Raw genomic sequence first — 20,273 nt, forward strand, 5'->3', positions numbered from 1 at the left:
GAAAAAATCGAAATTGCAATTGGCTATGGGCTTGGAGATGCACTTCAATTCAAGAAACCTCGTGGGCGAACCATTTTCGAAAGCCATTCAGATGCGGGTTTCTATACTCCTGAGACAATCGATATGGGTGTTCTGCTCTATAGCGACGGGCGAATCTATATTAAAAATGCGGTGCGAAACTCTAGTGTTTGCATAGAATCATCGCGTGGAGAACCGGTTTGTTGCAATCGGGCGTATTTTTATGCAGGGAAATATACGGAAACAGCTGATACGGTGAAACGGCTGATAGAGGAAAATTGGGAACGTATTTCTGCGTTGCCGTCAAAGATTGAAGACCTCGTTTGCGATGGAGGTTTTTCTCACTATAAATTTTTGAGCAAACATTTTAAGGGTATGATTTATGGTGACTCGGAGGAATCGAAGGCGGTCGAGTCTTTTCATAATCAGGTACTCAGTATTTTCTATAGGATGAATGCGCCTTCCTATGATTGGCTTGATGTTACGACCGATGTTGAAATTTTCGTCGAACAATGGGGTGCTTTGTTGGATGAAATTGATGCTGATGAAACCCATGCAAAGGTATATGATTTTATCGAAAGTGGTCGGTTTGATGAAGACTGTCGAAATCTTGGTTTTGAAATGGATTGTTTTGAAAGTTTCGAGAAGCTTTGCAACTGTGATTCTGAAAATACTTTAGGCAACTCGTATAAAGAATTGTTTGCTGTTTGTTCGGATTATCATGTTTTAGGTAATGCGATTTTTAGCCAGTGGCGTTATTACAACCATTGGGCTGATGATGTTGAAACTGAATTTAAGACCAAATGGTTCAGGCTTGCGTTTAAGCGGCTACTAGAGCTGTAAAAACAACAAGTATTCCTGATAACCTAGTTTTCTTCGTCCAGGCAGCGTTTGATTTGCTTGCAGATGTATTCCTTGTGCGTGTCGATTCGTTCCAAGTAACGCGGGTTCACTGTCGTGTCTCCATCGCAAATCTGCTTCTTGGCGAGAACATCTACATCTGCATAAGAACGGCTGATATGTACATTTGCCAAACAGTTGGAATCGCTTTCCGAAAGGTTGTTCCCAGCCGCATTCTTGGTGCTGTCCAAGAGATCGTTCATGTCTTTTTCGAAGATTTCTTGCATCTCAGAATAAGTGGCGAAATCGTTCTTTTGGCAGAGTGGAGACGGAGGCGGAACGTTGCTGCTGGATTCTGGCTCCGGTTCTGAGCTGGAACTCGATTGAAATTTCTCGGGATACTTTGCTCTATACTCTTCTTCGGTATAGAGAATTTTATCCCCATCAACATAAAAATTGGCGGGATATGTTTGCCCATCGGAACATTTATATACCGCAGTTCCCAAATCTCGATGTGTGCATGTGTTACTAGGCACCCCATAAAGAGGAACATCGTATTCGTCAAGGACTGCTTTTGTTTTGTCTTCAAGAGAGTCCAGCTGCTCAAGGGTTCGGGTCTGGTTATTGGCAAGTTGTTCCTTTTTCCACCTGACTGTGGCTTGGTAGTCCTGTCCGTCAAGGCATTCGAATGTGGCTCCGACAAAGTTTTCCCAAGCGCAGTGGATGCTAGGGGCGCTTGCAAGCCTATAGGGCATCGAAGGGTCATAGCTGGAGCTAGACTCAGCTTCGCTGGAACTGGATTGGACTTCTTCGGAAGAACTTGAACTTTCGCAGGCATCGAAACTGGAAACTGCGCCCGAATCAATGTCATAAACGGGCCTGATTCCATAGAGCGTGTCGATTTTAGTTCCGTCAAGGTCGTCGGGCGTGGTGATCGAATCGGGTGGCGTCTCGTTGTTTGCGCCACTTGTTATAGAAGCGCTTTCTCTATCACCACCGCAGCTTGCCCAAAAGAATGCGGTTGATGATAACAAGATTTTTTTCCAGTGTTTGCGAATATTCATATGTTCTCCTCGATTCTATATAACATAAAAATACCCTTTTGTGAGGGAATTTTCTACTAAAAAATGATTTTGCTATGGATTATTTGTATAAAATTGTGTAAACTAGCGCTGTGTAACGGGGTAATACGCCCCGTGTGCGGCCTTGTTCGGGACGCTGCGGCCCTTGAGGTCGGTGGCGCGGGCTTTGCCGAGGTTGCTTGTGGCCTTGCCTTTGTCGTGGGTTAAACTGCGCGCGCCCGCGATTGCGGTAGTTGCGTTTTCGTCTAGTAGGCCCGCGATGACTTCGGCGTCTGCGCTGAGGTTTGCCTTGTAGGGAATGGTCGCGTCTTTCAAGAGCTTGTCGCCGGTGATGGTGGGCTCGGGCGTTTCGCTATCGCCGATTGTGAGGCCCGCGACGGTGAAGGTCGCTTCTTCGCCGGGGAGTAAGCCCTTGAGCGATTTTTCGCTGCGCACGCCGTTCACGGTCACGTAAGCGTTGTGGTACAGCGGTGCGATGCCGATGTTCTTCACGCGCACGGCTGCAGAAATCCCATTGACCGCATAGCCCGTGATTTCGAACTTGTAGCCCGCATAGGAACTGGCCTCGTACACGCGTTCCTTGGTGGCGTAGCTGCCTTCGGGCGCGTTGTTGCCTATCACGTAGGTCATGTGGTACTTGGCGGCGGCATCTTCCCAGGTGACTCCGTAAAGGCCTGCCGGGTTCAGGAACTCGCGCTGGTCCTTTTCGGTGTAGTAGCTGACTTCGCCTCCGCCGGGGGCGGTTTTCCAGCGGTCCGTACCCAGGTCGCGCCAGTTACGCTCGTTGTCGCCGTTGCCCTGCGAAATGTCGTGTTCCTCGTGCATGAAGGAATCGTCGAACAGCCCGAAATTGAGCCCGAGCAAGGTCTTGTTGCCTGCGACGGGCGTGTAGTTGTTGTCTGCCGCATCGATGGAGATGCTCCACGGGGTCTCTTTGAACAAACTATCAAGATGCGTCAGGAATTCGGCCTGGTAATCCTTGGTGGCGAAGTTGACTCCGAAATTGAGCTTGGTGCCGTAGATATGGTATTCGCCCCAGTGCCCGAATCCCGCCTGCACGAATGCGATGCGCGGGTCGGTGTCGTATTTCGCGGCAAAGTCGGTGTAGAACTGCTTGTAGAACCACAGGAGTTCCTTGTTGCTCCAGTCGGCATAGTAGGTGGGGCCGTCGCCGCCCGGGTCTTCGGAATACGTCTCGGTGTAGGACTTGTTCGCCTTGATGTAGTTGGGGACTGCAGTGGCGCCCTTTACCTTCTCGGTGCAGCCCGATGCGTTTTCGATGGTTGCGCTCGGGTACTCGATGCGGAACCGCACGATGGCCTGGTGCCCGCGGCTCGCAATATCGTCGAGCATTTTTTCAAAGCTGCTCCAGTCATAGTCGATCTTGTCGTCGGTCTTGCCCTTCACCACGGCGCAGGGGAGGCAGTAAGAGAATTCGAGCGAGATGGATTTTTGAAGGTCCTTCTGGTCTTTCGCCTGGTCGGGCCAGAACACGATGCCCTTCATGGGTTCGAGCGTCTCGATTTCCTTGTTGAGGGCGACGGAACGGTCCGCCGCGATGGACATTGCGGCAAACAAGCCTGTTGCTAATGCAGTACTTGCAAAGAACCAATTTCCATTCATACACGCTCCTTTTCTACTTGATGTCAAGTAAAAAATGAATCTTTTACGGCTCGAAAACACGGATAAACTTCGGCTTGCCCTTCACGCTCTTTCCGAGGGCGTCCACCTGCTTGCCTGTAACGCCTTGCGCCCGGGGCTGCGATGTGGTGCGGACCTTGCGGGCGTATGGAATTGCGTCGGTGGAACCGTCGCGCAAAACTACCGCGATGCTGTCGAGGATCGGGTTGCCTGTACCTTCGATGTAGTCGTGCGAGACTTCCCACACCATGATGCCCGCGTAGTTGTTTTCCACGACCCAGCGGCTCTTGACGGCAGAGGAATGCGGATCTTCGAAGGTCACGTAACCGGTGGAAGATACGCCGTAAGGTGACACGGAGACGCTGTCGAAAAAGAATTCCCAGTCGGGGTTCGCGACAATGTCCTTGTACGGGACCTGCTTTGCCGTTCCCTTGGTGAAATCGGTGCCGGGGCCCGTGGCGCCCTTGAATTCAAACCCGAACGAGGGAATGCCGAAGACCATCTTTTCGGTGGGGACACCGCGCTTTTTCCAGTAGTCGCGGGTCTGTTCCCACGACCAGGTGGTGTAGCCGTTGTGCGGGTAGAGCGGCGAATCGAACATTGCCTTTTCGTCCCAGTCGCCGGTGATGTCGTAGGTCATGAACCCGAGCCAGTCCAGGTTTTTTACGAGGACTTCGGGCGTGAAGAATTTTCCGTAATACTGCGAGCAGGGGAGCGCTGCCGAGAGCGTCTTGCCTTCGGGGAGTGCTGCGCGGAGTTCGGTGAGCAGCTTGTTGTAGGCGATGGTGTCGGCGTCGGGCACGGGATTGTATTCCCATTCCCAGTCCATGTCGAGGCCGTCCAGGTTGTGGTCGGCGACGAACTTCACGAGGTTCGCGATAAACTTTTGACGGAGCACGTCGTCCGATGCGACGGGCACGAAGTTCTCGCTCTGTCCGCCACCGCCGAGCGAGACGATGACCTTTGTCCCTGCGGCATGTCCGAGTGCGACCATTTCGTCGAGGGCGCTCGGGTCGTCTGCGGCATCGCCACGCAAGCTTCCGTCGATATTCGGCGTGATAAAGCTCCACAGCACGTGGGTCAGCTTTTCGTACGGCACCTTGTCTACGGTGTAGGCGGGCTTGTGCCACTTTCCCCAGTCGGGGTAGTAGCCGATGAACAGCGGTTCGGCGCTTGCAATAGAAAAACCGGCAATGGCGATTGACAGGCCGGCTAGAAATTTTTTGCAGAGATTTCTGTTAGACATTCCACACTCCTTTCTCTTAATATATGTTTTTTTGCGGAAAGGAGGGCGCAATGTTTTTTTATTCCGGTTCCTTCAGACAGTTGTCAATTTCCGCTTTGACAAACGCCTTGTTGGAATCGAGTTTCGCCTGGTAGCGCGGGTTGGTCGTCGTGTCGCCGTCGCAAATCTGCTTGGACGCAATCGGGCCGGAATATGCGCTTTTAGTGACGATGTCGTTATCGAGACACTGTTTTTGTGCGTCGGAAAGAGCTTCGCCGCTTGCCGTCTTTGCGCTATCGACCAAGGCCTGTTTGTCTGGGTTTCTGAAACTTCGCATGAGATGCTAGTGTCGCTGGCAAGCTTGTAAGTCCCGTATCCCGTAATCTTGCTGGAGCTCGACTGTGCGCTTTCGCTGGAACTGGATGTCGCGTCGGCTTCTGGATTGGATGGGCCAACAGAGCTTTCGCTATCGCCTCCGCAGCTGGCTCAGAAGAGTGCCGCTGAAGAAAGTAAAAGATGTTTCCAATGTTTGCGAATGTTCATAAATAAAATTTTACTGGAGGCCGTAGTATTTAAGGTGTAAGGTCGCAAAGAGAAAAATTAACCTTTTTTTTGTTTTATAGGGATTTTACATCACTTTATATGTGTGACTTTAATCACATTTAATAAATCTTTTACGTGTTCCCTTCTTTAATGTGTTTATTTTTGAACCATGCATCAAGAGAAATTTTATTCCTTTGGTGTGTGGGTGTTATGGTTATCGGCATGCTGTGTTGGTTTTTCGGCATGCTCAGATTCCGGAAGCGATTCCGGTGATGTCGCTGCTCCTGTAGGGGACAGCGATAATATGGTCGTTATTGTAAATCCGGATGGCGACACGGTATCTGTTCCTGCAGATCAGGTTTCTCCGGGAGATCAGGTCTTGACCCAGACGAGTTCCTCGTCTACGGGGCTCGACCCTCTGTCTTCTGGCGGTGGCGAAGAACCTCTAGGTCCTCCGGTCGATACGATTGTCCCGTATGTGGGAAATTCAGCCATTATCTTTAGTGAGGTTTCGCCGTCGAATGCGAACCTCAAGGACAATGACGGCAATGATCCTGCGTGGGTGGAGCTTTACAATACGTCGGACGATCCGGTAAGCCTTACTGGGCTTGCTTTGAGCGATGACATGGCTTACCCGCAAAAGTGGAAATTCGGCGATGCGACGATTCCTGCCAAGGGGCACCTGGTGGTATTCCTTTCGGGCAAGAACTATACCGACTACATTCCCCCCTCCGATTCCGTGAACATGGTCAGCACCAATTGCAGTGCTCAGTCGGGTGGCTTTGGTAACTGGGGTGGTGGATTCCCCGGTCAAGGCGGGGCTAATGGTGGTTCTACCGATGTTGCTAATTTGCCTGGTCAATCCTCAATATGCTTTGCTGAGAACGGCGCTACGTCTTTCGGCAGTGTCATGAAGGTTTCTCAGAACTTTATGGGCGGTGCAACATCGTCGTTTGTCGTGAACACAAATGGCAATGTAAACCTGAATAAGGCAAATCAGCTGGTGTTGAGAGGCTCTGTTGATCCGGGGCACAAAATTCGCATGAGCTTGAATGGAGGAAATTCCGATTGGAGCAAGAATCTTCGCGGAATTGAAGCCGGTGAAACGACTTACTATGTCGATATAGCTGAAGTTGCCTCCAAGTTCACAAATGTGAACGGATCGACTTTTACCTTGGAATCGCAGGGCAGTGAAACGACCACGATCAAGGTGACTTCCTATATAGCGCGCAATCGTGGGCATGAACCGCATACATCGTTCAAGGTGAAAAATTCCGGAACACTGTTTCTTGTCAATACGACGGGTGTTCTTGATTCTGTTGCCTATGGGGAGCTTCCCGTTGGAACATCCTGGTCAAGAAATGCGACTGGTAGCTGGGGAATTGCTGCGCCGACTCCTTATGGTGCTACGCTCGGCGAAGTCTTTGCGACGCAAGCTCAGTCTGCCGAAACGGTGGCTCCGCCATCTGGTTTTTATTCTAGCCCGGTGAGTGTTTCGCTTCCGGCGGGGACCCGCTGCGAAACGGGAGGTCGCGAACCGACAATTAATAGTGCGCTCGCAACTCAGACTTTGACCATTAGCTCTACGACGGTATTGCGTTGTGTGACATATGCTGATGGTACCTACCCGAGTGACATGGTGAACCGAACCTATGTTTTCGAACAGCAGCCTTCGGTGCCGGTGTTTTTTATCACGGTCGATAACGATTCTATGTTCAATGAACAGAACGGTCTTTATATGAAAGGTAATGGGGCGTCAACCATGGAACCGTATAGAGGCGCCAATTACTGGAGCAATCGTGAACTTCCCGTGTTCGTTGAAATGTTCGAACCTGGGCAGACAAAAGCTGTCTTTGCAAACAAAGTATCCTACAAGATTAAAGGACAGTATAGCCGTGCCAAGGAAAAGAAATCCTTTGCGCTCACATTCCGTGAAGAATTTGGCGAAAAGCGTCTCAAGTATCCGCTATTCCCGGAGTATCCGGAACTGAAAAAGTTTAAGTCCTTCGTGCTCCGCAATAATGGTAACAACTACGGCCACGACTACATCCGCGACCGTTTGGGATCCTCGATGACGGAAGGCCTGGGAATAGACTACCAGCGTGGTCGTGCCGCCGTGGTATACTACAATGGTTCTTATTTTGGCATACACAGCATTCGCGAATCAAATGATGAATACTATTACGAGAACCATTACGGTTACGATCCCGATGATATTGATCTGATTGATGCAGGAAACGAGCCTGATGCAGGGTCTGCCGAGGATTTCAAGGCGCTTGCAAATTGGCTCAATAGCAATACGCTGACAAGCGATGCCAACTATAATTATGTTGCCGAACGTATTGATGTCAATAATTACATTAATTACATGCAGGCGGAAATGTTCCTGGACAACCGTGACTGGCCCGGCAACAACATGAAGAAGTGGCGCGTCCGTAGCCAAAAGACGAAGTGGAAATGGTTCCTCTACGATCTGGATTATGGCTTTGGTACGAAGTTCGCTGAAGAGAATGGCCAGATTCCGCTGGGTAACGTGTTTAACTTCGTGACGAGTACGACAGGCACGGGCTGGCCGAACGGTCAGGAACATACGTTGTTGTTGCGCCGCCTCCTTGAAAATCAGAATTTCAAGAATGCCTTCATCAACCGCTTTACAACGCTTCTTTCGATGAATTTTTCTGAGGCGCGTCTGCTTAAGCGGATTGATGCTTTGCAGAGTGAGGTGCAAAGTGAAATTGCCCGTGATCAGCAGAAGTGGAATTTGAACGCCTCGGACATGGCTGCAGAACTTGCAACTATCAAGAGCTATTCTGGTACTCGACAGGCCCAGATTATGAGTGAAATGAAGGAATACTTTAGCCTCGGCGAGACTGTTCCCGTAACGATTACGGTCGCAGGTGGTGGGGTTGTTAAGGTGGACGGATTGACACTGGATCAGAGCCCCATTACGGTGAATTTCTTCAGGGATGTTCCCGTGACGCTTACGGCTGTTGCGGGGACCGGCGTGTTCCAGGGCTGGGACGACGGGGTTACCGATGCAACGCGAACGGTGGTGCCCGGCCAGCTTACGAGTGTTGGTGTAACGTTTAAGTAAGCGGTAGCTCGCTACCGTTTGCTTTCGATGTTGCATTATTTTAGCTATATTTACATACGATGAAATTACCTGTCGTATGTATAGTTGGACGCCCGAATGTGGGAAAGTCCTCACTTTTTAACCGAATCTTGGGGCGTCGTGCCGCAGTTGTTTCTGACCGCGACGGCGTGACCCGCGATAGGCATTATCAGGCTGCGAACTATAAGGGACACGAATTTACGGTGGTTGATACGGGTGGATTCCTGCCCGACGATTCGATAGATGTTTTGGCCGATAGCGTTCGTACCCAGATTTTTAACGCAGTAAACGAAGCGGACCTGGTGCTCTTTATGGTCGATGTCCGCGTGGGCATTACCAAACTCGACGAACAGTTTGCTCGCATGGTCCGCAAGCTTGACAAGAAGGTGATTCTTGTCGCGAACAAAAGCGAAAATGGTGTTGACCGTCAGGAAAGCTACGAATTCTTGAAACTCGGTTTTGGTTTTCCTCGTACGATCAGTGCTCTCACGGGGTATGCCTGTCTTTCGCTCATGGACGAAGTCGTTGCAGTGCTTCCGACTCCAGTGCGTGGTGAACGTCGCGAAGAACGTCCGATTCGCTTTGCCATTCTCGGTCGTCCGAATGCCGGCAAAAGTACCTTGTTAAACCGTTTGCTGAACGAAGACCGCGCCGTGGTGTCCGATATTCCGGGCACGACTCGCGATTCGATCGACTGTGACTTTGCTGTCGATGGTCAGAAGTTCGTGGTGACGGATACGGCAGGGCTGCGCAAGAAGGCGAAGGTCGAAGACGAGGTCGAAATTTTTAGCAACATGCGCACGCTCGAAAGTATTCGTCGCTCTGATGTGTCGGTGCTCATGGTAGATTGTACGCGTGGTCTCGAAGTTCAAGATTTTCGCATCATTACGGAAATCCGCAAGGCAGGCAAGGGCCTTGTGCTTGTTCTCAACAAGTGGGATATTTATCCCGACAAGACGGAGAAGTCCTTTGACCACATGGTCAAGGAAATGCTTGAACGCGAACCGATGCTAGAGTATGTGCCGATCATTTCGGCGAGTGCCAAGGAAGGCCAGCGCGTTGCTCGTATTGTACAGGCGATACAGACAGTTTATGCGAACTGTCGTCGTGTGCTCGGCCGTGACCGCGTTGCGACAGCCTTTGCCAGTTTCTTGGAAAAGAATCCGGTGCCCAGTCAGAATGCCCGCGTCATCCAGTTGACCCGCGCCTGCCAGATCATGGTAGAACCGCCCGTAATTGCGATCGAGACGCGGACTCCCGAACTGGTGCCTGAATCGTACAAGCGTTATTTGCTCAAGCAGTTCTTTGAAGAATTTCAGTTGCAGGGGGCTCCCTTGCGCTTGAACTTTGACCAGAAATTAACTTTAAGAAAGGATGAGGATCTTGAACAGTTTACTGAGTCTTCCAATAGCGTACTTGCTGGGGTCAATTCCCAGCGCGATATGGATAGCAAAACTCGCAAAGGGCCGCACATTCGACATTAGAGACTACGGTTCCAAGAATGCTGGGCTCACCAACACTTTCCGCGTGTTGGGTTTCAAACCTGCACTCCCTGTCGTGTTCATGGATTTGCTCAAGGGCTTCTTTGGTCCGTGGATTGCCATTCAAATGTGCGAGGCCCAGGTGGCTGCCGGTGGTGCCGATTATTCTCATTGGGTTCCACTTGTGGCGGGAATTCTCGTAATCCTCGGCCATAGCTTCACGTGTTTTGCAGGATTCCGCGGTGGTAAGGGTGTGCTTGCCGCGCTCGGTGTGTTTCTTGCACTTTGCCCCATTACGGCCTTGTCCTGCCTTGGCGTTTGGATTGTCCTTACGTTTGCGACCAAGTATGTGTCGGTCGGTAGTATTGGTGCCTGCGTTGCCCTAGCGCTCATTTCGACCCTTGGATATTTTGAATTGCCCTTTCCTCCTGAAAACATCAACGAGGGCTTGTGGATTACCTGCCTACTTGTCGCTGTTTTCGTCATCGTAAAGCACAAGGCGAATATTAAGCGCCTTATGAATGGCACTGAAAATGGTTTTGGCAGTAAACGTAAGACTCCGAAAGAATAATTATTGTAGATTATAGGAATCAATTAGGAATAAAATCATGAAGGTAACTGTACTTGGAACTGGTGGCTGGGGCTTGACCCTTGGTCAGGTAGTTTATGAAAACAAGTGTGACGTCTCTTTCTGGACGAACTCACAGGCTGAAGTGGACCTGCTTTCTACGGAGCATCAGTACAAAGACAAACTCCCGGGAGTCGTTTTCCCGTCGGATTTTAAGTATACGACAGACATGAACGAGGCACTCGCTGATTGCGACATGGTCTTGATCGTGGTTCCTTCCCAGTTTATGGGGGGTGTCGCCAAGAATCTTGGTAAGTGGATTCCGGCCAAGGGTAAGGAACCGGTGGTCGTCTGTGCAACGAAGGGAATCCTCGAAGGCACGAACCAGCTGATGAGCGAAGTTCTGCTTGAAAACGTTTCCTGGCTTACAGCAGACAAAATGGTCGCTTTTAGTGGCCCATCTCATGCAGAAGAAGTCAGTCGCCATATTCTTACGGCGATTGTTGCTGCCTGTGTAAATGAAGAATCTGCTAAGTTCGTGCAGAAGGTGATGAGCTGCTCCTATCTGCGCGTCTATACCTCGACTGACATTGTGGGCGTAGAACTTTGCGGCTCCGTGAAGAATGTAATCGCCATCGCATCTGGCGTGCTCTATGGTCTCGAGTCGAGTGGCAAGAGCAAGATTGGCGACAATACGCGCGCTGCTATTTTGACTCGTGGTCAGGCAGAAATGTGCCGATTGGGTAAGGCTCTCGGAGCCAATCCCGAAACATTCGCTGGTCTTGCCGGCATGGGTGACTTGATCGTAACATGCCTTTCGCAGCATAGCCGTAACCGCTATGTGGGTGAACATATCGGTAAGGGAGAAACGATTGACCAGGTTCTCGCTGGCATGAAGATGGTTGCCGAAGGTGTGCCGACCTGCCGTAGCACGAAGGCGCTGGCCGATAAGCTCGGTGTCGAAATGCCGATTGTGAACGCGGTTCATGCCCTTCTCTTCGAAGACAAGTCGCTTGCTGATGTCAAGGATGCTCTCTGGGGTCGAGAACTGACGACTGAGGTGTGGTAGCCTATTGTTGCAGAAATCAAGAGGAACCCTTCAAATGGGTTCCTTTTTTTATATGTTTCGTTTTCGTTTACCGTTTAGCATGAGTACCACGGCTCCCTGGGATGCCTGGAAAAGTAACGGTAGATAGCTGAGCAATGTTGAAGCAAGAACGATGTCGGGCGGAATACCGAGTAGGCCCGAGTATAGGCTCACCTGGACATTTTCGCGGATGCCGATTCCATTGATAGAAATAGGCAGCATGGTGAAGGTGACCATGATTGTCGTAAAAACCGTGATGACCGCGATGCCGACATCTATGCCGACCGCCTTGAAATAGGCGTAGTGGATGATGATGGTGACGATCTGCAGCCAAATGGAATCTAAACCGGATAACCAGAATGCTTTGGGGTGACTGCGATAAATGGTAAAAGCTTGCTGGAGTTTCGACAAGAAGGGCAGCTTCTGTGCAAGTTTGTTAGGAATGTGGATCTTGTCCGAAAAGAGACTTCCGATAATGAGTACTAGGGCAATTATGGCTACCAAACTAACGGTCAATGTGTAAATGGTCGGAATCTGGTATTGGACAAGGACAAAGGGAAGCGCAACAAAAAAACTGAGGAACATGGCGATAAGGCCCATGATGCGCGAAATCGCAATGGCTGCGACGGAATTGGCTGTGTTTCCGAACCTTTTGCCAAATGCAATTGTCTTTACGGCGTCGCCGCCAAAACCGCTTGGAAGTAGATTGTTGAAAAAATAACCGAGGGCTATATAGGCGTAAAAAGTCCGGAAGGGAATACTCCTTCCTTCGTCAAGAAGTAAACCTCTCCAACGGTTTGCCTGAATCATCATGAGTACTATAGTCAGGGCAAAAATGAAAAGTAGCCAGGGAAGTGTACATTCCTGCCAATTTGAAATGGCGTCAAAAAAAGGTATTTTATTAAAAATATAGACAATACCCCCGATAGTAACGGAGGCTTTTAGCATTGTTGTTGCTGCTTTCGTCAGTTTTTTGCGCAAACAGTCTTGCATGCGGATAATATAAAATATTATATTGTTTTTACAAAAGTTTTTTTCTTTTTTAGGAGGAAAAATGAAACAATTATCCATACTTACAGCGATGGTCGCTTCGGCCACCTTTGGTTTGTTTGGATGCTCATCTGAATCCGCAGATGCGACATCGTCCGTATCAGTGGGGGATATGCAGGAGCAGATGGGAAACGCCAATATTGCGACTTTGAGTGTCCAGGATGCCAAGGTGCATTTGGCTCGCTACAGGCATTCTGTCGTTAATTCCTGGCAGTTCGAGAATGAATCATCCGAGGAATCGGATAGCGCTTCTGTCGAAATAGATTCGACTCTTCAAAGCGAAGGCTTCGCTGTAGATGCGGAGGTTTCTGTCGAAGATGATTCCGTTTATACGATCGCTGCTGCCGGAGTAGAAAGCGATGGAGCCGCTTGGATGGTTCAGGTGGAGTCTGGTGCGATTGTGTATTCTTGGCGTGAAAATTCGAACGCCGCATGGCACAAGTTTACGACCGGGAAGATTGTTTCGAAGAAAGATCTCAACAATGTTCGCGTAGAACGCGCTAAAAATGTTGTTGTGATCATTGTAAACGGAAGTATCGTTGGCGCATTCCGTGATGATACGGGTGCCTCGTTCAAGGTGACTGGCAAATTGACTATTGGCTTCGACTTGAAGGAAAAGGGCAAATGCCATTGCCAGAACGGCAAGGTTGAGCAGCTTGGCGTCGAAACCGTCGATGAAATCGAAGACGCCCCGATGGATTCTGTCCAGGTAACCGATACCGTGCAGACTGTGGTCGACACGATTGCCCTTGTCAGTGACTCCGCGGTAACCGAATGGATTGCCGAATGGGATTTCAACGATGCTGCAAATGTGGGCCTCGATGTAACGGGTCACGGACATGATGCTGTTGCAGGTGAAGGCGCTGTGTCTTCGGATTCCGGCATTGCAAGTTTCGATGGCGAATCGGGTCTCAAGGTGTCTCTCGAAAACGACATCAAGATTAACGAATTTGTGGTCGAAGCCCGCGTCAAGCCCACTCAGTTCGGTACGATGCAGAACATTATCGTGGCCGAGCCTCCTGGACGTGGCGTTGACGGCTGGCAGCTCCGTGTTGACGAAGGCGTGCTTACGGTTCACCTCCGCGACACTGAAAAGGATGTCGACGATTGGAACGTCTTCCCGGGCAAGGAAATGACTCTTAATGAATGGAGCGAAATTCGCCTGGAACGCAGCGCCGACAGTGTCAAGCTGTTCCAAGATGGTGAAGTGACGGTTGCTGTCGCCTATACGGGAGACCTTACTCAAATGGCCTACGACTGGAGCATCGGCTATGATGGTATGAACCAGAGTTTCCATGACCGCTACTTCATTGGTGAAATGGATTATATCCGCTTCGGTGTGTTCAAGGGCTTTACCGAAGGTACGGTGGTGACCAAGAATGAATGGCTGCTTGCGGCTTGGGAATTCAACGAACCTAAGTTTGTCGGCCTTGACCGCATGGCTAACAATTCTACGAAGGTCCTGGTTGGCAATCCGGTTGTTGTCGATACGACGGTTGCCCTCGATGGTGAATCTGGCTTGCCGATTAGACTCTCGAGACTGTTCATGCGTAATACATTCGCTGTGACCGCCCGTGTCAAGCCGACTGAATTTGGCGAAATGCAGAACATTGTCGCTGCCGAGCCTCCTGGACGCTATGGTGACGGTTGGATTATCCGCGTTGATGATGGCGTTCTCACGGTTCATTTCCGTGATGCCGACGTCGATGGCACGGAATGGAATGTCCTCAAGGGTAAGGAACTTGCCCTTGGCGAATGGAACGATATCCGTGTGGAACGTACCGCCGACTCCGTGATTGTCTACCAGAACGGCCAGCGTACCGCTTGGGCTGGCGCCTCGGGCGATGTCTCTCAGCTGGGTTACGATATCGGTATTGCGTACGACGCTGTAAATCAGGCCAAGCGCGAACGCTTCTTTAACGGCGAAATCGACTATATCCGCTTTTACGGATTGTAATTCGCGCTGACTAGTTTAAACTATATTTGAAGGGACCTGCGGGTCCCTTTCTTATTTTAGGTGATTATGAAAATAGATGTCGGTATTATTAATTATAACGGTGGCTCGGAACTTTCGGAGTGTGTCGAAAGCTTGCTCGCCCAAACGGAAAGCGTGCGTGTTCTTGTGTATGACAACGCCTCGACCGACAATTCTATTCAGCTTTTGAAAGAACAGGGGCTTGACTGCAAGGTTATCGAAAACCCGAAAAATCTCGGTTATGCGGGTGCGTGTAACGGGCTCCTCAAAAATATGGAAGCCGAAATCCAGGTGCTTTGCAACATGGACCTGGAATTTGACCCGACTTGGGCCGAAAATCTTTTGAAATGTTTCGATCGCCACCCTGATGCAGGCTCCATTGCAAGCCTCGTGATGGAAAAGAGCGGAGTGGTGAATGCCGTGGGCGTGCAATTTGGCCCGGACTTGTTTGCGAAAAACGAAGCGAGCGGCTTGAATATAGCCGATGCCGATGCACGCGAAAAAGAAGTCTTTGGCTGCTACGGCGCCGTAATGAGTTTCCGTAAGGCCGCTGCAAGGGCGGCGGGCGAAATGGATGCCAGTTTCTTCTTGTTCTTTGAAGAAACGGAATGGTATTTCCGCCATAATCTTGCCGGGTACAAGACAATCTTTTGCCCCGAGGCGAAGGTCTATCACGAACGTTCCATGACGACGGTTCGCTACTCGCCGCGCAAGTTATTTTATTCGGAACGCAACCGTTTGCGTACTGCGGTTCGCTTGCTGCCGACAGGCGATATCCTGAAGCTCCCGGTTCGAGGATTTGTGCGTTACCTGAATATGGCCAAGGGGGGAGTCCCCGGGCAGTCCGGCGATGGAAAAAAACTTTCGAAAGTTGCTGTTTGTATAGCCTTGGCGAAGGCTTGGTTGCAAGCTTTCGCTAAGCTTCCTGAAGATCTTGCTCTTCGTAGAATATTACGCCAAAGATACGGCAACGTCAGTGCGAAAGTCCGCGAAATTTTGGCTTTGTATCCGATTGCCGAATAAGAACTTTCTAAATTGCGGGTATGGCTTTTGTTCACCTGCAAGTTCATTCTGAATTTTCTGTTTTACAGTCTTCTGCTCGTCTAGACGGCATTTTGGCTGCCGCTGCCGACGAAAACGCACCTGCTGTCGCGCTTACCGACCATGGCGCCATGTTTGGTATTCTAGAAATTCAGACTCGCGGAAAAGACATGAACAAGGCCCGCAAAGAAAAGGGCCTCCCGCCGGTAAAGACAATTTACGGCTGCCACATCTATGTGGATACCTCGAGCGCGAACCAGAAGGATCCGATTACATTTGAACGCCTTACGCTTTTGGTCGAAAACGAAAAGGGGTATTACAACTTGCTCCGCATTGTGAGTTACCGCTACGAAGACGGTGACCGCTGGGCAGAAATTCCGTCGGTGCCGCTGTCGGTTATCGAAGAACATAAAGAAGGCATTATTGCCATTGCAGGCGATTTCTTTAGCAAGTACGGCCAGAGTGTCGCGGCTGGGCGCAATAGCGTTGCCCGCGAATACATGGAAGCCCTCGACAAGATTTTTGACCACGACCATCTGTACATTTCGGTGTGCGACAACGGTGTGCCGCAGCAAAAATTGCTGAACGATTTCAACGTGCAATTGGCCGGCGAACTGGGCCGCGAAATTGTGGCGGTGGCAGACGTCCATTACATTAAGGCCGAAGATGCCGAAGCGCATAAGGTCTTGCGCTGCATTTCGCTTAAAGAAACGCTGAACGACTTTGATGACAAACGCTTTCCGACCGATAAATTTTATTTCCGCAGCGAAGCCGAAATGGTGGAACTGTTCGGGCATATTCCGGGCGCCATTGAAAATACGGTGAAAATTGCAGAACGCTGCAATTACACGGTTAAGACCGGTATCGGCGATGAATACTGGCCCCGCTTCAAGATCCCTGAAGATTTCTTGGCCTCCGATGAATACCAGAGCATCAAGGCGATTATGAAGGCGGAATATGACGCGGAATATCCGGTCGTACGCGAACGCGAACTCAAGGGAGTCATCAAGGACAAAAAGAAGAAGGTGACGGCGACCTATTGCGCAGACAAGGGAATAGCCGAAGACGCCCTGACCGACGAAGACAAGGCCGAAATTGAACGCCTGTCGCAGCCGGAATTCTTTGACGAAGACGATCAAAAAGCTTGGGACAAGAGTGTTCGCCGCTGGTGCAAGCCGGGTGGCGATGCCGACATCTATATCACGCATCTTTGTAATCAGCGCCTTCAGTGGCGTTTCCCGAAAGAGGACTTTAAGTTCCCTGCCCACGAAACCGATGTGGGCAAGCGCATGTACAAGGAACTGAACTGTATCCGCAACATGAACGTGGCGGGCTACCTCTTGATTGTGTGGGACTTTATCAACTGGTCCCGTGAACATGGAATTCCCGTGGGGCCGGGCCGTGGTTCTGCCGCAGGTTCCTTGGTCACTTACATCATCGGTATTACCGACATCGACCCGCTCACTTTCGATCTCCTTTTTGAACGATTCCTGAACCCCGAACGTGTGTCGATGCCGGATATCGATACCGACTTTGCGGACCGTGACCGCGGTCGCGTGATTCAGTACGTGACGGACAAGTACGGCAAGGAATGCGTGGGCCAGATTATTACCTACGGCATGCTCAAATCGAAGGCGGTGATTACCGATGTGGCGCGCGTCCTGGGACTTCCGCCTGCCGAAGCAAAGCAGATTACCAAGCTGTTCCCGCAGCGCACCTTGAACTTTAGCCTAAAGCAGGCTTGGACGGGTAAAGACAAGAAGGGCAACAACCTGGAAGACGGTTACAGCCCCGAACCCTTGCAGGCGATGATCGGCAGCCGCGCCAGTTACCAGAATCTCTGGGATATCGCTAAAAAGCTCGAAGATTTGCCACGCCAGACCGGTGTGCATGCTTGCGGCGTGGTGATTACGCCGACCCCGATTTATAACCTTGCTCCCTTGTACCGTGCCGCCCCCGAAGATACTCCGGTGGTCATGTACGACAAGCACTACGCCGAAGACATCGGACTTTTGAAGATGGACTTCCTTGGCCTGATCAACTTGTCGATCATTCAAGACACGGTGAACATGGTCAAGAAGAATCGTTCGATTGAACTTGACATGGGACATATTCCCTTGGACGACAAGGAAACATTCGACCTGCTCGGCAAGGGGATGACCACGACGGTGTTCCAGTTCGAATCTCCGGGTATGCAAAAATACTTGCGCGAACTGAAGCCCACCCGAATCTTTGACCTTATCGCTATGAATGCCCTGTATCGTCCGGGGCCGATCGACCAGATTCCGCACTTTATTGCCCGTAAGAACGGTCAAGAAGAAATTGACTGCTACCACCCCGACTTGGAACAGGTGCTGGGAGAAACCTACGGCGTGATTGTGTACCAGGAACAGGTGATGAAGCTTGCCCAGATTCTGGGTGGTTACACGCTGGGTGGCGCTGACAACATCCGCCGTATCATGGCCAAGAAGATGCCCGAAAAGATGGCGAAACTCGAACCGGAGTTTTTCCAGAAGTGCTTGGATAAGGGCTACGACAAGGAAATGATTCAGAAGGTGTGGAATGCGGTGCTCCCGTTCTGCGGATACGCGTTCAACAAGAGTCATGCTGCAGCCTACGCTTACGTGGCTTACCAGACGGCATACCTGAAGGCGCATTACGGCCCCGAATACATGGCCGCCTCCATGACGTCTAAAATGGGTAAGACCGAAGACATCGTGACGATTATTCTGGAATGCAAGCGTCTCGATATCGAAGTGGTGTCGCCCAACATTAATGCCTCGATGGGTGAATTCGTGGCTAATAAGGAAGGCCAGATCCTGTTTGGCCTGGCGGGCATTCGTAACGTCGGTATCGCTGTTGTCGAAGATATTATCGCCGAAAGAGAACGTCGTGGCAAGTTCAAGGACATTTTTGATTTCTGCAAGCGCGTGACCGAATACCAGGGCGAACAAAAAGAAAAACGCCCGCCCATGAACAAGCGCCTTATCGAAAGCTTGATTATGGCAGGCGCACTCGACGAATTCCCGGGTAACCGCGCTGTACTCATGGCCACTGTAGACCGCGCCATGGAAGTGGCTTCCAGGTGCCAAGAAGACAAGGACCGTGGCCAGATGTCGCTCTTTGACATGGGCGGTGGTGCACCTTCTATGGATAGTTCTGCCGAAGTCCTTGAAGAAGCCGAAGAATGGTCCGCCATGGAAATGCTCAACAAGGAACGCGATGTGGTGGGCATGTTCCTGTCGGGGCACCCGCTCGACGAATTCCGTCCGGAATTGCAGGGCTTTACCTCGTGCTCGTTGAACGAAGAAGACTTGTCGAAACATGTGGGTGACACTGTGATTGTGGGTGGAGTTGTGACCAAGTTGCGCTCGATCGAAACCAAAAAGGGTGATACGATTGGTGTGGGCTCTATTCAGGATTTTCATGGTGATTTGGAAATGTTCTTCAAGAAGGACCTTTGGGAAAAATTCCGCGACACTGTAGCACTCGATGACCGTGTGCTTGTAAAGGGCGTGCTGGAACATCAACGTATGGGCGATGGTGTGCAGATTATAGTTGAAGAGGTAATTCAGCTCGATCGTGTGCGTTCTGACATGGTGTCGTTCATTCACATGAATGTATACTCGTCAATGATAGATGAGTCTTTTGAAGAAAGACTGAGCGCTATCATGGATAAGAATGAACCGTTCGAAGGTGAACATGGATGCGAACTGGTTTGTCATGTTGAAACGGAATCGGGTAATGTCCATCTTCTTGCCCTCAAGAACAAAAAGGTCGTTTATACTCCGGAATTATTGCAGGCATTGCGTAAGGATTTAGGCATAGTGAAACTCTGGGTTTCGAATCGTGCTAAAAGCGGTAAAAGGTGATGGCTTCCTTGCCATATATTCTTGTTTGCGCGGGCGAAGATTCGGGCGATAGCCTGGGGGCCCTCCTTGTTCGTGAGGCTGTATTACAGAATTTTAAGATAGTTGGTTCCGGAGGTTTGCGTATGCAGACCGCGGGGATGGATCCCCTTGTGAAATTTGATCTGCTTCCGGTATCGGGATTTGGTGATGTCCTTCCGAAATATTTTGAGTTGCGCAAAAGTTTTGCGACTTTGAAACGGGCTTTAGAATCATCGGATTGCCTTGGATTGGTGGCGATTGATTATCCTGGCTTTAATATGAAGCTAGTGAAACTTGCTGGAAAATTGCGTAAACCGGCGCTCTACATAGCGCCACCGCAAGTTTGGGCTTGGAAACGTCGTCGCGCAAAAGTGCTTGCCCGGAATCCGCTTGCCAAACTTGCGGTTTTCTTCGATTTCGAAGAAAAGGTTTACGCCGAAGCAGGTTGTGATGTCGTACGAGTGCAGCACCCGTATGTGAAAACGAAAAACAACTTCTCGTCACCGACAAGACAAATTCTCCTTCTTCCTGGAAGTCGCAAATCTCAGGCGTTACGTAATTTGCCATTATTTTTAAAGGCTGTTCAGATGGCGCGTCAGAAAATACTCGATGGTAAAGCCGGATGTATTATTATCAAATACGGTTAATCGCAATGCAAAGAATTTTGGAGGAAAGGCTTTGGCTGAATTGATAATGGGTGCTGAAGACTTTTTGACAAAA

The 20,273-nt window shown here is 50.3% G+C and carries 13 protein-coding genes and 1 pseudogene; 9 read left to right on the plus strand and 5 right to left on the minus strand.

Annotated elements, in window-relative coordinates:
* Nucleotides 1-861 (plus strand): annotated as a pseudogene (locus Q0628_RS07940) (hypothetical protein); the annotation flags it as partial.
* Between the two features lie 23 nt (nucleotides 862-884).
* Here Q0628_RS07940 and Q0628_RS07945 read toward each other — a convergent pair.
* From Q0628_RS07945 to Q0628_RS07960, 4 genes are all read right to left on the minus strand, one after another.
* Nucleotides 885-1,922 (minus strand): hypothetical protein, encoded by a 1,038-nt coding sequence (locus Q0628_RS07945; protein ID WP_298769855.1) that lies wholly within the window; start codon nucleotides 1,920-1,922, stop codon nucleotides 885-887.
* A gap of 102 nt (nucleotides 1,923-2,024) precedes the next feature.
* Nucleotides 2,025-3,563 carry a hypothetical protein gene (locus Q0628_RS07950; protein ID WP_298769857.1) on the minus strand — a complete coding sequence of 513 codons (1,539 nt, stop codon included), beginning with the start codon at nucleotides 3,561-3,563 and terminating at the stop codon, nucleotides 2,025-2,027.
* Nucleotides 3,564-3,606: 43 nt separating this feature from the next.
* A complete protein-coding gene (locus Q0628_RS07955; RefSeq protein ID WP_298769859.1) occupies nucleotides 3,607-4,827 on the minus strand; it encodes a glycoside hydrolase family 18 protein in 1,221 nt (406 codons plus the stop codon).
* A 58-nt stretch (nucleotides 4,828-4,885) separates the two neighbouring features.
* On the minus strand, nucleotides 4,886-5,143 hold the full coding sequence (locus tag Q0628_RS07960; protein WP_298769861.1) for a hypothetical protein: 258 nt from the start codon (nucleotides 5,141-5,143) through the stop codon (nucleotides 4,886-4,888).
* 375 nt (nucleotides 5,144-5,518) lie between these two features.
* On the opposite strand from Q0628_RS07960, the gene Q0628_RS07965 reads away from it, so the two are divergent.
* Genes Q0628_RS07965 through Q0628_RS07980 form a run of 4 tightly spaced genes read left to right on the plus strand, consistent with a single transcriptional unit; the run spans nucleotide 5,519 to nucleotide 11,579 of the window.
* Entirely contained in the window at nucleotides 5,519-8,443 is a 2,925-nt protein-coding gene (locus Q0628_RS07965) for a CotH kinase family protein (RefSeq protein WP_298769863.1), read from the plus strand.
* 59 nt (nucleotides 8,444-8,502) lie between these two features.
* Entirely contained in the window at nucleotides 8,503-9,945 is a 1,443-nt protein-coding gene (der, locus tag Q0628_RS07970) for a ribosome biogenesis GTPase Der (protein WP_298769865.1), read from the plus strand.
* Entirely contained in the window at nucleotides 9,836-10,513 is a 678-nt protein-coding gene (plsY, locus tag Q0628_RS07975) for a glycerol-3-phosphate 1-O-acyltransferase PlsY (RefSeq protein ID WP_298769868.1), read from the plus strand. Before der ends, plsY begins: the two co-directional genes overlap by 110 nt.
* A 37-nt stretch (nucleotides 10,514-10,550) precedes the next feature.
* Nucleotides 10,551-11,579 (plus strand): NAD(P)H-dependent glycerol-3-phosphate dehydrogenase, encoded by a 1,029-nt coding sequence (locus tag Q0628_RS07980; RefSeq protein ID WP_298769870.1) that lies wholly within the window; start codon nucleotides 10,551-10,553, stop codon nucleotides 11,577-11,579.
* Nucleotides 11,580-11,627: 48 nt separating this feature from the next.
* Here Q0628_RS07980 and Q0628_RS07985 read toward each other — a convergent pair whose 3' ends face one another.
* On the minus strand, nucleotides 11,628-12,590 hold the full coding sequence (locus Q0628_RS07985) for a lysylphosphatidylglycerol synthase transmembrane domain-containing protein (RefSeq protein WP_298769879.1): 963 nt from the start codon (nucleotides 12,588-12,590) through the stop codon (nucleotides 11,628-11,630).
* A 61-nt stretch (nucleotides 12,591-12,651) separates the two neighbouring features.
* Here Q0628_RS07985 and Q0628_RS07990 point away from each other — a divergent pair, with 61 nt between their 5' ends.
* The 4 genes from Q0628_RS07990 to Q0628_RS08005 all read left to right on the plus strand — a co-directional run bounded on the left by Q0628_RS07990 (nucleotide 12,652) and on the right by Q0628_RS08005 (nucleotide 20,200).
* Nucleotides 12,652-14,604, plus strand: coding sequence for a LamG-like jellyroll fold domain-containing protein (locus tag Q0628_RS07990; RefSeq protein WP_298769872.1), 1,953 nt, complete (start codon nucleotides 12,652-12,654; stop codon nucleotides 14,602-14,604).
* A 66-nt stretch (nucleotides 14,605-14,670) separates the two neighbouring features.
* Nucleotides 14,671-15,645 (plus strand): glycosyltransferase family 2 protein, encoded by a 975-nt coding sequence (locus tag Q0628_RS07995; RefSeq protein WP_298769873.1) that lies wholly within the window; start codon nucleotides 14,671-14,673, stop codon nucleotides 15,643-15,645.
* Nucleotides 15,646-15,665: 20 nt separating this feature from the next.
* Complete coding sequence (gene dnaE, locus Q0628_RS08000) at nucleotides 15,666-19,535, plus strand: DNA polymerase III subunit alpha (RefSeq protein ID WP_298769875.1); 3,870 nt, start codon at nucleotides 15,666-15,668, stop codon at nucleotides 19,533-19,535.
* Nucleotides 19,535-20,200 (plus strand): hypothetical protein, encoded by a 666-nt coding sequence (locus tag Q0628_RS08005; RefSeq protein WP_298769877.1) that lies wholly within the window; start codon nucleotides 19,535-19,537, stop codon nucleotides 20,198-20,200. The genes dnaE and Q0628_RS08005 overlap by 1 nt, the downstream gene beginning before the upstream one ends.
* Nucleotides 20,201-20,273 lie beyond the last annotated feature (73 nt).

Source organism: uncultured Fibrobacter sp. (genome assembly GCF_937877005.1).
In the GTDB taxonomy this organism is placed as follows: Bacteria; Fibrobacterota; Fibrobacteria; order Fibrobacterales; family Fibrobacteraceae; genus Fibrobacter.